This is a genomic window from Streptomyces sp. NPDC089919 (assembly GCF_040684615.1).
Classification (GTDB): domain Bacteria; phylum Actinomycetota; class Actinomycetes; order Streptomycetales; family Streptomycetaceae; genus Streptomyces.
In genome coordinates this window covers 1-14,040 of record NZ_JBFBGK010000068.1, presented here as the reverse complement: position 1 = coordinate 14,040, position 14,040 = coordinate 1, and the positions used below count along the sequence as shown (strand labels likewise).

General features: G+C 73.2%; 12 protein-coding genes. All 12 read left to right on the top strand.

The features are described from left to right. Position 1: 1 nt before the first annotated feature. The 12 genes from AB0O40_RS24665 (at position 2) to AB0O40_RS24610 (ending at position 13,481) form a co-directional block, all read left to right on the top strand. Positions 2-1,861 (top strand): AGE family epimerase/isomerase, encoded by a 1,860-nt coding sequence (locus tag AB0O40_RS24665; RefSeq protein WP_365045634.1) that lies wholly within the window; start codon positions 2-4, stop codon positions 1,859-1,861. Further along, a complete protein-coding gene (locus AB0O40_RS24660; RefSeq protein ID WP_365045631.1) occupies positions 1,858-2,199 on the top strand; it encodes an STAS domain-containing protein in 342 nt (113 codons plus the stop codon). The genes AB0O40_RS24665 and AB0O40_RS24660 overlap by 4 nt, the downstream gene beginning before the upstream one ends. Further along, entirely contained in the window at positions 2,196-4,361 is a 2,166-nt protein-coding gene (gene glgX / locus AB0O40_RS24655) for a glycogen debranching protein GlgX (protein WP_365045628.1), read from the top strand. The genes AB0O40_RS24660 and glgX overlap by 4 nt, the downstream gene beginning before the upstream one ends. A gap of 48 nt (positions 4,362-4,409) precedes the next feature. Next, on the top strand, positions 4,410-4,721 hold the full coding sequence (locus AB0O40_RS24650; protein ID WP_365045625.1) for an STAS domain-containing protein: 312 nt from the start codon (positions 4,410-4,412) through the stop codon (positions 4,719-4,721). Between the two features lie 15 nt (positions 4,722-4,736). Further along, the gene (locus tag AB0O40_RS24645) at positions 4,737-5,198 is read left to right on the top strand and encodes an ATP-binding protein (protein WP_365045622.1); all 462 of its coding nucleotides are present in this window, start codon (positions 4,737-4,739) and stop codon (positions 5,196-5,198) included. Positions 5,199-5,211: 13 nt separating this feature from the next. Further along, the gene (locus AB0O40_RS24640) at positions 5,212-6,480 is read left to right on the top strand and encodes a PP2C family protein-serine/threonine phosphatase (protein ID WP_365045619.1); all 1,269 of its coding nucleotides are present in this window, start codon (positions 5,212-5,214) and stop codon (positions 6,478-6,480) included. A gap of 53 nt (positions 6,481-6,533) precedes the next feature. Further along, positions 6,534-7,295, top strand: a complete 762-nt coding sequence (locus AB0O40_RS24635; protein WP_365045616.1) for a MinD/ParA family protein — start codon at positions 6,534-6,536, stop codon at positions 7,293-7,295. 54 nt (positions 7,296-7,349) lie between these two features. Continuing rightward, the gene (locus tag AB0O40_RS24630; protein WP_365045613.1) at positions 7,350-9,524 is read left to right on the top strand and encodes an alpha-1,4-glucan--maltose-1-phosphate maltosyltransferase; all 2,175 of its coding nucleotides are present in this window, start codon (positions 7,350-7,352) and stop codon (positions 9,522-9,524) included. Continuing rightward, a complete protein-coding gene (gene glgB, locus AB0O40_RS24625) occupies positions 9,521-11,734 on the top strand; it encodes a 1,4-alpha-glucan branching protein GlgB (protein WP_365045610.1) in 2,214 nt (737 codons plus the stop codon). The genes AB0O40_RS24630 and glgB overlap by 4 nt, the downstream gene beginning before the upstream one ends. 176 nt (positions 11,735-11,910) lie before the next feature. Next, positions 11,911-12,285, top strand: coding sequence for a DUF6247 family protein (locus AB0O40_RS24620; protein WP_365045608.1), 375 nt, complete (start codon positions 11,911-11,913; stop codon positions 12,283-12,285). Next, a complete protein-coding gene (locus tag AB0O40_RS24615; protein ID WP_365045605.1) occupies positions 12,282-12,563 on the top strand; it encodes a hypothetical protein in 282 nt (93 codons plus the stop codon). Before AB0O40_RS24620 ends, AB0O40_RS24615 begins: the two co-directional genes overlap by 4 nt. A 195-nt stretch (positions 12,564-12,758) precedes the next feature. Continuing rightward, positions 12,759-13,481, top strand: coding sequence for a hypothetical protein (locus AB0O40_RS24610; protein WP_365045602.1), 723 nt, complete (start codon positions 12,759-12,761; stop codon positions 13,479-13,481). Positions 13,482-14,040 lie beyond the last annotated feature (559 nt).

The following is a 14,040-nucleotide window of genomic DNA, read 5'->3' as shown; positions in this document are numbered from 1 at the left end:
GATGGCCGCTGCCACCCACGACACCGTGGACTTCACCTTCTCCGACACCCTGGCCGGGCGGATCACCGGCTTCGACGCCGACGCCCGCTCCTTCACCCTGGCCACCGCCGACGGCCGGCTCTTCGCCGTGGACCTGACCGGCGGGCCCGCCGCCGAGCTGCTGCACAACCTCGGCGAGCCCTACCAGGACGCCTCCGGCCACATCGACGACCTGCTGGAGAACGGCCGCTTCGTCCTGGTGCACGGCGTCTTCTACCCGCAGCGGGGCGGCCTGCGCTTCGAGGCCAAGCGGATCGTCTTCGTCGGCCGCGGCCCCGAGGACCACCGCTTCGAGGAACGCACCTGGTGGGTCAGGCAGATCGAGGAGATCGCCGCCTTCTACCTCAAGGCGCAGTTCGGCGACGGGCCGGTGGACTTCACCGAGTACCGGACCGAGATCCGGCTCGGCGGCGAGAAGACCGCCAGCCACGTCCAGGAGACCGACACCATCTCCCGGCTGGTCTACGGCATGGCCTCGGCCTTCCTCCTCACCGGCGAGGAGCGCTACCTCGAGGTCGCCGAACGCGGTACCGAGTACCTGCGCGAGCACCTGCGCTTCGCCGACGCCGACGAGGACCTCGTCTACTGGTACCACGGCCTCAAGGTCGACGGTGAGACCGAGAGCAAGCTCTTCACCTCGGAGTTCTCCGACGACTACGACGCCCTGCCGGCCTACGAGCAGATCTACGCCCTGGCCGGCCCGGTCCAGACGTACCGGATCACCGGCGACCCCCGCATCAAGCAGGACGCGGACGCCACCCTGCGCCTGTTCGAGCGCCACTACCTCGACCCCGAGCAGGGCGGCTACTACTCGCACATCGACCCGATCCTGCTCTCCGCGGACCACGAGTCGCTGGGCCCCAACCGGGCCCGCAAGAACTGGAACTCGGTCGGCGACCACGCCCCCGCCTACCTGATCAACCTGTACCTGGCCACCGGCGAGCAGGCCTACGCCGACATGCTGGAGTACACCTTCGACACCATCGTGGAGCGCTTCCCTGACCCCAAGCACAGCCCCTTCGTGCAGGAACGTTTCCACCGGGACTGGTCGCACGACACCACGCACGGCTGGCAGCAGAACCGGGCGGTGGTCGGCCACAACCTGAAGATCGCCTGGAACCTGATGCGGATGCACTCCCTGCGCCCCAAGGAGGAGTACCTGGCCACCGCCGTCTCCCTGGGCGAGACCATGCCCGAGGTCGGCGGCGACCGGCAGCGCGGCGGCTGGTACGACGTGGTCGAACGCCTCAAGGCCGACGGCGAGGACCGGCACCGCTTCGCCTGGCACGACCGCAAGGCCTGGTGGCAGCAGGAGCAGGCGATCCTCGCGTACCTGATCCTGCACGGCATCACCGGCCGCCCGGACTTCCGCACCGAGGCCCGCGACGCCCAGTCCTTCTACAACGCCTTCTTCCTCGACCACGACGAGGGAGCCGTCTACTTCAACACCCTCGCCAACGGCCTGCCCTACCTGCTGGGCGTCGAACGGCTCAAGGGCAGCCACTCCATGTCGATGTACCACTCGGCCGAGCTGTGCTACCTCGCCGCCGTCTACAACAACCTCCTGATCGGCGGCAAGGCGATGGACTTCTGGTTCAAGCCCGACCCCGCCGACCTGCCGGGCCGCACCCTGCGCGTCTCCCCGGACCTGCTGCCCGCAGGCGCCGTGCGCATCACCGCGGTCGAGATCGACGGCCAGCAGCACACCGACTACGACGCGGCCGCCCTGACCGTGCACCTGCCCGAGGCCGACGGCCGGGTCAAGGTGCGGGTCACCCTCGCCCCCGTCGCCGCCGACGACCGCACGGAGGCCGGCCGATGACCGTCAAACTCGGCTCCCGCACCGTCGGCGAGGTCACCGTCATCGCCCTCGAAGGCGAGATCAACTCCACCACCTCCGGCGGCCTCCAGGCCCAGCTGCTGCCCCGGATCGGCGACACCACCGAGGTCCTGATCGACCTCACCGGCGTCTCCTACATCTCCAGCGCGGGCCTGCGCACCCTGCTGATCGTGCACCGGCACGCCCAGCAGATGGACACCCGCATCACCCTGGCGGGCCTGTCCGACGAGGTCACCTTCGTCATGTCGGCCACCGGCTTCCTCGACTTCTTCCGGATCGCCGAGACCGTCGACGCCGGACTGGGGCGCGCCCCCCGATGACCGCCGCCCCGGAGACCCGCGAACGCGTGGACGCGTTCCCCACCCGCCGGATCGGCCCCTACCGGGTACGGGCCGGGCGGCCCTTCCCGTACGGGGCCACCCCGGTCCCCGGCGGCGTCAACTTCTCCGTGTACTCCGACCGCGCCACCGCCATGAGCCTGGTGCTCTTCGAACGCGGCGCCGCCCGGCCCACCGCCGAACTGGAGTTCCCGCCCGAGTTCCGCACCGGCAGCGTCTACGCCATGACCGTCTTCGGCCTCGACGAGGAGAACCTGGAGTACGGCTTCCGCGCCGACGGCCCCTTCGACCCCGCCGCCGGCCACCGCTTCGACGCCCGCGCCATCCTCAGCGACCCCTACGCCCGGCAGGTCTCCGGCCGCGACGTCTGGGGCGCCGAACCCGACTGGAACGCCGCCTACCAGTACCGCGCCCAGGTCCTGAGCGAGGACTTCGACTGGGGCGACGACACCCAGCTGCGGATCCCCTTCGAAGACCTCGTCCTGTACGAGACGCACGTGCGCGGCTTCACCCGGCACCCCTCCTCGGGGGTCACCGCCCCCGGCACCTACGCCGGCCTGCGCGAGAAGATCCCCTACCTGAAGGACCTCGGGGTCAACTGCGTCGAACTGCTGCCGGTCTTCGAGTTCGACGAGCTCGACAACCCGCGCACCGACCCGGCCACCGGCGAGCGGCTGCACAACTACTGGGGCTACAACACCGTCTCCTTCTTCGCCCCCAAGGCCGGCTACGCCGCCACCGGCCGCTTCGGCATGCAGGCCGACGAGTTCAAGACGCTCGTGCGCGACCTGCACCGGGCCGGCATCGAGGTCGTCCTCGACGTGGTCTTCAACCACACCGCCGAAGGCAACGAGCAGGGCCCCACCATCAGCTTCCGGGGCCTGGACAACGCCACGTACTACATGCTCACGCCGCGCGGCGAGTACTACAACTTCAGCGGCACCGGGAACACCGTCAACTGCAACCACCCCGTGGTGCGCGACTTCGTGCTCTCCTGCCTGCGCTACTGGGTCTCCGAGTACCACATCGACGGCTTCCGCTTCGACCTCGCCGCCATCCTCGACCGGGCCCCCGACGGCACCCCGCTGCCCAACCCGCCGCTGCTCGAACAGCTCGCCCACGACCCCGTGCTGCGGCACACCAAGCTCATCGCCGAGGCCTGGGACGCGGCCGGCCTCTACCAGGTCGGCCACTTCCCCAACTACGGCCGCTGGTCCGAATGGAACGGCAAGTACCGCGACACGCTGCGCCGCTTCATCAAGGGCGAGAGCGGCCTGGCCGGCGAACTCGCCACCCGGCTGGCCGGCTCCCCCGACCTCTACCAGGGCCGCACCGCCACCGCCTCCGTCAACTTCGTCACCGCCCACGACGGCTTCACCCTCGCCGACCTCGTCTCGTACAACGACAAGCACAACCACGCCAACGGCGAGGACAACCACGACGGCGGCGACGACAACCACAGCTGGAACTGCGGCGCCGAGGGCCCCACCACCCTGGCGTACGTCCGCGACCTGCGCCGCCGCCAGGCCAAGAACCTGCTCGCCCTCCTGCTCACCAGCCAGGGCGTGCCCATGCTGCTGGCCGGCGACGAGGCCGGCCGCACCCAGCACGGCAACAACAACACCTACTGCCAGGACAACGCCCTCTCCTGGTTCGACTGGACCCTCCTCGAGGACAACGCCGACCTGCACGCCTTCACCCGCGCGCTGATCGCCTTCCGGCACGCCCACCCCGTCCTGCGCACCGCCGAGCACCCGCACGGCACCGACCGGGTCGGCAGCGGCTTCCCCGAGATCAGCTGGCACGGGGTCCGCGCCTGGCACCCCGACTGGGCCCCGCACAGCCGCCTGCTCGGCGTCATGCGCTGCGGCCGGCACGCCAAGGGCGGCACCACCCCCGACGACCACGTCTACGTCGCCGTCAACGCCCACTGGGAAGCCCACGACCTGGAACTGCCCACCCTCCCCGAGGGCGAGGCCTGGCACCTGTTCGCCGACACCACCGCCGACGCCGCCCACCCGCTGGGCGCCGAACCGCCCCTGCACCACCCGGGCCGCTACCACCTGGGCCCGCACGCGGTGGTCGTCCTGGTCGGCCGCCCCACCGGCAGCCCCGGCCGCCCCACCGGCCCGCACCGCCCCTGACCCGCCCGGCCCGTCCGTCACCACCCCGCGACCACCAAGGAGAATGCCGTGTCCTTCGACGTGAAGCTCAGGGTCAACGACAAGACCGCCACCCTCGTGCTCCAGGGCGAACTCGACGCCTCCACCGCCACCCGCTTCCACGACGTCATCGACGAGGCCGCCCGCTCCGGCGCCCTCGAACTCGTCATCCGCGCCGAACAGCTCGGCTACCTCTCCAGCGCCGGCCTGCGCTCCCTGGTCTTCGCCCGCCAGAAGATGGGCGACGACGTGCGCATCGCCTTCGTCGGCGCCGCCGAGCCGGTCGCCCGCACCATCCGGATGGCCGGGTTCGACCGCAGCATCGACCTCGTCGACGCCTGAGGGGCCGGGAGCGCCATGACATCCGACCTGGAGGCCGCCGCCCCCGGAGGGCTCGCCGGCACACCCGCACTCCGGGTGCCGGCCACCCTCGACCGCCTCGACGCCGTCGCCGAGTTCGTCCTGTGCCACGGCGCCCGGGCCGGCCTGGGCGAGGAGGCGCTCTACCGGCTCCGGCTCGCCGCCGACGAACTGGCCACCAACATCGTCGTGCACGGCTACCGCGGCGCACCCGGCGAGATCACGGTCGACGCGGGCGCCGCACCGGACCGGGTGTGGGTGCGCTTCACCGACACCGCCCCGCCCTTCGACCCCCGCGCGGGCATGCGGCCCCCCGACCTGGAGACCCCGCTCGCCGAGCGGCCGCTGGGCGGACTGGGCGTCTACCTCGCCCTGACGGCCGTGGACACCTTCGAATACGAGCTGGCTGCCGGACGCAACGTGTGCACCCTCGGGATGCGTCGGCCGGCAGCGGAATAGACGAGGCCAAGAGATGGCGCAGACGAAGGTGCTGGTCCTGGACGAGCACCACAGCGTGCCCCCGGACCTGCTCAAGGCGCTCGACGAGGTCGGCGCCGAGGTCCACGTGCGCACCCCCGGCGAGGTCCTGGGCGCCGAACCGGGCCGGCTGCCCGAGGCGACCGTGCTCCTCGCGTACGCCGGGCTCAGCCCCCACACGGTCCGCTCGGTGGCCCGCCGCCTCGACGACGAGGGCCCCCGGCCCACCGTCGTCGCGTTCGCCGAACGCGACCTGCACCTGCTCGGCAGCCACGTGCACGCCGGCTCCGACTACCTGGTGCCGCCGTTCTACCCCGAGCTGATCCGGGCCCGGCTGCGCGACTGCCACGACCGGGCCGAACTCGGCCGCACCATGGAGGACGTCGCCGCCCACGCGGAACTCCTCAGCTACGAACGCGAACTGGAGATCGGCCGCGAGATCCAGATGGGCTTCCTGCCGGACACCCTGCCCAGCCCCGACGACTGGGAGATCCACGTCCGCTTCCGGCCCGCCCGCACCGTCGCCGGCGACTTCTACGACGTCTTCGAACTGGTCAACCGGCGCCGCATCGCCCTGGTCGTCGCCGACGTCTGCGACAAGGGCGTCGGCGCCGCCCTCTTCATGGCCCTCATCCGCAGCCTGCTGCGGCACACCGCCGAACACAGCGGACTGCAGAACCTCATCGCCGCCGACCTGCTCGGCGGCCCCGACGGCGGCCCCGACGCCGGCTGGCACGAACAGAGCCGCGCCATCCCGGTCGTCGGCGCCACCCCGCTGCTCAACGCCGTCGTCGGCACCAACAACTACCTGACCCGCAACCACATCAGGCAGGGCTACTTCGCCACCATGTTCTTCGGCGTCCTGGACCCGATGACCGGCAGCCTCGTCTACATCAACGGCGGCCACAACCCGCCCGTCCTGGTCAGCGGCAGCGGAGCCGAGCCGGTCCTCCTGGAACCCACGGGACCGGCCGTCGGCGTGATCCCGGACGTCGCCTTCTCCCTCGGCTACGCCCAGATCAGCCCCGGCGACACCCTCTACATCTACACCGACGGGGTGCCCGAGGCCCGCTCGGTCTCCGGGGAGTTCTTCGGCGACGAGCAGATGATCCGCCGCCTGGGCGAGGCCGGCGTCACCGGCTCCGAACTCCTGGACCACATGGACGGCGCGCTCAGCGAGTTCGTCGGACCCGCCGAACAGTCCGACGACATCACCATGCTGGCCGTCCACTGGCGTCCCACCGGCGGGCCCACCCCCGCCTGACGCCGCCACCCCCGCGCCGTGCACCGGGGCGCCCGTACCGACCGGATGGGACCATGTCACAGATCGTCACCGTGCACTCCTACCGCGGCGGCACGGGCAAGTCGAGCACGGCCGCGAACCTCGCCCTGCTGCTGGCCTCCGCGGGCCGCCGGGTCGCCCTCGTGGACACCGACATCCACACCCCCGCCCTGCACGTCCTCTTCCCCGGAGCCCCGGCGCACCGCTCGCTCACCGACTACCTCATCGGCCGCTGCGAGATCGAGGACGCGGCCGCCCCCGCCGACACCGGCCAGGGCCACGACGGCTTCTTCCTGGTCCCGGCCCGCACCCGCACCGGCGCCGGCAACGAACTCATGGGCCGCGGCTACGACGTGGGCCTGCTGCGCGAGGGCTTCGACCGGCTCATCGACACCCTCGCCCTGGACGTGCTGCTGCTCGACACCCACGCAGGCTTCAACAACGAGACCGTCACCGCCATGGCGGGCGCCGACAGCCTGATCGTCCTGACCCGCGCCGACCGGCTCGATCTCGCCGGCGCCCAGGAGACCGTCTCCCTCGCCCGCCGCCTGGGCTGCGGCCGGCTCAGCCTCGCGGTCAACATGGTCCCCGACGGCACCCTCCCCGACCGGCTGCGCACCGATCTGGAGACGGCGTACGACGCCCCGCTGACCGCGGTCCTGCCCTACGCCCCGCAGATGGCGGCCCTGGCCGGCGAACGGCTGCTGACCACCGCCTACCCGCACCACCCCCTGGTGGCCGGCTACCGCCGGATCATCGGCGCCATCAGCCGCGGCACCACCGGACTGCGCCGCTGACCCGCCCGGCCCCCCTTCCAGCGACCGCACCCCCGGTGCGAGGAGGACAGCATCATGCAGCAGGGCACCATGCAGCAGAGCAGCACGTGGCAGGACGCCCCCGCCCGCCCCGCCACGGCCGGGGCCACGACCGCGCACCCCTCACCGCGCCCCCGGCCGCTGCCGGACCCCGAACCGGCCCCGCCGGGCGCCTTCACCCCCGTCTTCGGCCGCATCCCCGTCGTCGACGTCCGCCCCCGCGTCGAAGAGGGCCGCCGGCCCGCCCGGGCCGTCCCCGGCGAGGGCTTCGAGGTCTCCGCCACCGTCTTCCGCGAGGGCCACGACGGCGTCGCCGCGCACGTCGTCCTCACCGGCCCCGACGGCGCGGAGCGCGACCCCGTCCCCATGCGGCTGCTCGCCCCCGGCACCGACCGCTACGCCGCCGAGGTCACCCCCGACCGCGAGGGCGACTGGACCTACCGCGTCGAGGCCTGGAGCGACCCCTGGGCCACCTGGCGGCACACCGCCGGCATCAAGGTCCCCGCCGGCCTCGACACCGAGACCGTCCTCGAAGAGGGCGCCCGCCTCCTGGAACGCGCCGCCGACGCCTTCACCCCCCGCGAGGGCGCCCCCCTGCTCCGCGCCGCCGACGCCCTGCGCGACACCGGCCGCCCCGGACCCGGCCGGCTCGCCGCCGCCACCGAACCGGGCGTCGCCGCCCTGCTCACCGCCCGCCCGCTGCGCGACCTGGTCACCCGCTCCGCCGAACTCCCGCTGCGGGTGGACCGCGAACGCGCCCTCTACGGCTCCTGGTACGAACTCTTCCCCCGCTCCGAGGGCGCCCGCCTGCCCGCCCCCGACGCCGACGGCCTCCTCGACCCCCCGCGCTCGGGCACCCTGCGCACCGCCGCCGCACGCCTGGACGCCGTCGCCGCCATGGGCTTCGACGTGGTCTACCTCCCGCCGATCCACCCCATCGGCACCACCCACCGCAAGGGCGCCAACAACACCCTCACCGCCGGCCCCCACGACCCCGGCTCCCCCTGGGCCATCGGCTCCGCCGACGGCGGCCACGACGCCGTCCACCCCGACCTCGGCACGATCGAGGACTTCGACCACTTCGTCGCCCGCGCCCGCGCCCTCGGCATGGAAGTGGCCCTGGACTTCGCCCTCCAGTGCTCACCGGACCACCCCTGGGCCACCGAGCACCCCGAATGGTTCCGGCACCGCCCCGACGGCACCATCGCCTACGCCGAGAACCCGCCCAAGAAGTACCAGGACATCTACCCGATCGACTTCGACACCGACCCCGAGGGCCTGCTCGACGAATGCCTGCGCGTGCTGCGCCACTGGATGGCCCACGGCGTGCGGATCTTCCGCGTCGACAACCCGCACACCAAGCCGCTGGCCTTCTGGGAACGCCTCATCGAGGCCCTGCACGCCGAGGACCCCGACGTCCTGCTGCTCGCCGAGGCCTTCACCCGCCCCGCCATGCTGCACGCCCTGGCCCGGGCCGGCTTCCACCAGTCGTACACGTACTTCACCTGGCGCAACTCCAAGGACGAGGTCGAGGACTACCTCGCCGAACTCGCCGGCCTCGACGGCCAGGAGAGCGCCGCCTACCTGCGCCCCAACTTCTTCGTGAACACCCCCGACATCCTGCACGCCTACCTCCAGTACGGCGGCCGGCCCGCCTTCGCCGTCCGCGCCGTGCTCGCCGCCCTCACCGCCCCCTCCTGGGGCGTCTACGCCGGCTTCGAGCTGTACGAGAACGTCGCCCTCGGCCCCGGCAGCGAGGAGTACCTGGACTCCGAGAAGTACCAGTACCGGCCCCGCGACTGGGTCGCCGAGGAGGCCGCCGGCAACTCCCTCGCCCCGCTCATCACCGCCCTCAACGAACTGCGCCGCGCCCACCCGGCCCTGCACCGGCTGCGCAACCTGCGCCTGCACCGCACCGACAACGACGCCGTGGTCTGCTTCTCCAAACGCGCCGTCGCCGAGGACGGCACCGACGACTGGGTGCTGGTCGTCCTCAACCTCGACCCGCACTCCGTCCGCGAGGCCACCGTCAGCCTCGACCTGCCGGAGCTGGGCCGCGAATGGTCCGAGACCTTCGAGGTGCACGACGCCCTCTCCGGCGAGAGCTACCGCTGGGGCCGCGACAACTACGTCCGCCTGGACCCCCGCGAAGACGTCGCCCACATCCTCACCGGCACCAAACTCCCCACGGACAGGAAGGCCCGGCCGTGACCACCGCCCCCGCCCGCCCCGCGCCGCTGCCGGTGGCCCGGCCCGCCGCCGGACCAGCCGCGCCGGCGCGTCCCGCGCTGCCCGCCTCGGGCGAGATCGTCGACCCGCACGCCCTGCTCGGACCGCACCCGGGCCCGGGCGGCACCACCGTGCGGGTGCTGCGCCCCGGGGCCCGGGCCGTCCGGCTGGTCCGCCCCGACGGGAGCCCGCTCGCCGCGCTGGACCCGGTCGGCGGGGGCCTGTTCAGCGGGCTGCTGGCCAGCGCCGGGCGGCCCGACTACCGGGTCGAGGTGGACTACGCCGACCCGGCCCCGCACACCTTCGCCTACGACGACCCGTACCGCTTCGAGCCCACCGTCGGCGAGCTGGACCGGCACCTGATCCGGGAGGGCCGCCACGAGGAGCTGTGGCGGGTGCTCGGCGCCCACGTCCGCGACCTGGCCCGGGACGGCCGCACCGTCCGCGGCACCTCCTTCGCCGTCTGGGCCCCCGGCGCCCGCGCGGTCCGCCTGGTCGGCGACTTCAACCACTGGGACGGCGCCGCCCACCCCATGCGCTCGCTGGGCGACTGCGGCGTCTGGGAGCTGTTCGTCCCCGGCGTCGGCGACGGCTGCCGCTACAAGTACGAGATCCTCACCCGCGAGGGCCACTGGCGGCAGAAGGCCGACCCGCTCGCCGCCTGCGCCGAACCGGCCCCCGGCACTGCCTCCCTGGTCTTCACCTCCCGGCACACCTGGACCGACCGCACCTGGCTCGAGGGGCGCGCGGCCCGCCGCCCCGAGGAAGCGCCCATGAGCGTGTACGAGATGCACCTGGGCTCCTGGCGGCCCGGCCTCGGCTACCGCGACCTGGCCCGCGAACTGCCCGGCTACCTCAAGGCCCTCGGCTTCACCCACGTCGAGTTCCTGCCGGTGGCCGAGCACCCCTTCGGCGGCTCCTGGGGCTACCAGGTCTCCTCGTACTACGCCCCGATGGCCGCCCTCGGCGACCCCGACGACTTCCGCCACCTGGTCGACGCCCTGCACCGGGCCGGCATCGGCGTGATCGTCGACTGGGTGCCCGCGCACTTCCCCAAGGACGACTGGGCGCTGGCCCGCTTCGACGGCACCGCCCAGTACGAGCACCCCGACCCGCGCCGCGGCGAACACCCGGACTGGGGCACCCTGGTCTTCGACTTCGGCCGCCCCGAGGTCCGCAACTTCCTCGTCGCCAACGCCGTCCACTGGTGCGAGGAGTTCCACGTCGACGGCCTGCGGGTGGACGCCGTCGCCTCCATGCTCTACCTCGACTACTCCCGCCCCGACGGCCAGTGGCTGCCCAACGCCCACGGCGGCCGGGAGAACCTGGACGCGGTCGCGCTGCTCCAGGAGATGAACGCCACCGTCGCCCGCCGCTGCCCCGGCACGATCACCGTCGCCGAGGAGTCCACCGCCTGGGACGGGGTCACCCGCTCCACCGACGAGGGCGGCCTCGGCTTCGCCATGAAGTGGAACATGGGCTGGATGCACGACTCGCTGTCGTACATCTCCCAGGACCCGGTGCACCGGCAGTACCACCACCACGCCCTGACCTTCCCGCTGGTCTACGCGTACAGCGAGCACTACCTGCTGCCCATCAGCCACGACGAGGTCGTGCACGGCAAGGGCTCGCTGCTGGGCAAGATGCCCGGCGACCGCGCCGCGCGGTTCGCCAACCTGCGCGCGTACCTGGCCTTCATGTGGGCCTTCCCCGGCAAGCAGCTCCTCTTCATGGGCCAGGAGTTCGCCCAGGACACCGAGTGGTCCCACGACCGGGGCCCCGACTGGGCCCTCCTCCAGGACGCCCCCCACCAGGGCGTCCGCGACCTGGTCCGGGACCTCAACCTGACCTACCAGCACACTCCCGCGCTGTGGAGCCGCGACAGCGACCCGGCCGGCTTCCGCTGGATCGAGGCGGACGCGGCCGCCGAGAACCTCTACTCCTTCACCCGCACCGCCGCCGACGGCTCCACCCTCGTCTGCGTCTACAACTTCCAGCCCACCCCCCGCCCCGGCTACCGCCTGCCGGTCCCCACCCCCGGCACCTGGACCGAACTCCTCAACACCGACGCCCCCACCTACGGCGGCACCGCCCACACCAACCCGGGCCCCCTGGTAGCCGAGGGCACCCCGCCCACGCTGGAACTCACCCTGCCGCCGCTGGGGGCGATCTGGTTGCGGCGGACGGGGTGAGGGGGTGCTCCGGGGCAGAGCGGGGGGACCCGGCAGGCCGAGCGCGACACCGGTGTCCAGCACGGTTGCGACCACGGTGACGGGTGCGGCAGTGTGGTGGTCATGACCGCACCCGCCCGGCCTGCCCGCCCCGCCGCGTACCACCGCGGCCCGGCCGGAGACGCGGCGGGGCCGGCATGAGCACCGCGCCCGAAAACCCGTCCGACGGTGCCCGTGGACCGCAGCCTCCCGCCACCGCCGAGGATCTGAGGGCCGCCCTCACCCGCATCGCCCCCGATGCGGTACCGACCTTCGACGCCGAACGGGCCACCGCAGTGGCCCGCGCCAGGGAGCAGGTGAGCTCGGCGCCCATGCGCCGCTTCCTGCGGCAGTGGGCCGTGTACGTCGCCATCGAGCGCCACCCCGACCAGGCCGCCCGCCTGCGCGTACTGGAGGAGCGGGCCGCCCACACGACGGCCGCGGACGAGGCCAGGGCCATCGCCGCGGAGATCGGGCACATCATCGACAAGGCCGCGGCCGAGGCCGGCATCCCCACCGGCGGAGCCCGGTGACGAGCTGGCGCTGGGAGTACGACCCCAACGCCGATGAGGTCATCAAGGGCCTGCCCGCCCATGTCACGGCCGAGGTCGAACGGCTCGCCCACGAGCTCGTCGCCCTGGCCGACGTGGGCGTCGATGTCACCGACATCGGTGAGGGCGGTCGCAAGGGAGTCCCGGGCGGGGTCCGGCGCATCCCTCTCCTCGAGGACGGCTGGTTCTACGCCCTGCCGCTCCCGCGCCTGGGCCTGATCGCCGCCGTCCGCGTGATTCCGCCGTACTCCGACCTGTAGACCGGGGCCATGGGCGACTCCTTCGGGTGCCGTCCCGGTAAGCCGCCGTGGGGGAGGGCCTGCGGCCGGCGGTGCTGCCCGGCGCGCCGGGGAAACCCTTGGGTGCCCGGGGCCGGGGCCCGTTACGCTCCCACCCGGTGTGCCGGGAAGCCTGGTCGGCAAGCAGCTGACGCCTGCCCGCCACCTGGGGGAACCGTGCCGCAGATCCACCGTCAGACCCCGGCCGCTGCCGCCCGGCGCCGCCGGCTGCACGCCGCACGCGACCGGCACGCCCGCCGGGCCCGCTTCGCGACGGCGCAGCAGCTCCGGGAGGCCGCCCGCCGCACGCGCCTGCTCCGTCGCCGCGACCGCCGGCTGGTGATCGCATACCTCTTCGCCATACCCGTGGCCGCCCTCTTCGCCGTGGTGGCCTTCACCCAGGCCCCCGTCGACCGCGCCGCGGCCCGCGCCTACCGGGCCGCCCCCGAGTGTGCGGATGCCGACGCCGCGGCGGCGCCCGAGCCCGAGATGCGGTACCTGTGGAGCCCCGTCCCGGACCCGCAACTCCCCGAATGCATCCACCAGGCGCTGTTCCGCGCCCGGGACGTCCGCATCGGCGACGGCGGCGGGGGCAAGGAGTTCTCCGCCCGCCTCGAAGGCACCACCGGCGGGGGCGGCCGCGTCCACTTCCACGGTGACGGGCCCGTGCTGCGGCGGCTGCACGACGGGGACCCGGTCATCGGCCGGGTCTGGCGCGACGAGGTCGTCTCGATCGCCGCCGACGACCGCACCCAGCCGACCACCGCTGACCCCGAGGACGACGCGTCCTCCGACATCGCAGCCGGTGCGGCCTTCTCGGCCGCCGGCTTCGCCGCCCTCCTCGACGCCACCCGCCGTCACCGCCGCCTCACCGTCCACGCCCGCCACCAGGCGACCTGAAGGACAGGCACCGGTACGTCGGGTGACCCCCCGCTGAGCCCCGTCGTTGTCCCCTACGTCGAGGCGTCGACCGGACGCCCTCGGACGTGGGAGCGGCCATCGTGCCTGCCGGGCGCTTGCGGAAGCCGGCCCGTCGAGGAGGCGTACCGAGCGAGGAGGAGGCGATCGACGAGGTCGCCTCCTCGGGGGTGGTGGATGTCAGGAGCACGCAGGCCGGAGCGAGGACGATCCGCTCCGGCGGACGGTCCGCCCTGGGCCTGCGCGGTGTGGACGTTCGCGCTGGACGAGGACTGCGTGCCGTTTCGGGAACCGGCCGCCGAGTTCGAGGCACTGTCGCAGGCCTACGTGGCGGCGACCCGCGCGGCGGACGGGCCACCGGTCCCCGACCGGAGGGCCTGACGACGAACTGCCGGCTGAGTCGCTCCTGATGTCCCCCGCCCCGGGGCTGCGCCATCAGCGGGCCAGTTTCCGTCTCCATGTGGCGCTGGATGCCGCCGCCCGTGCGGCGGGGGCGCCGGTGGAGGTGCTGGAGGCCGTCAATGTCACGTTGCCGTCCGGT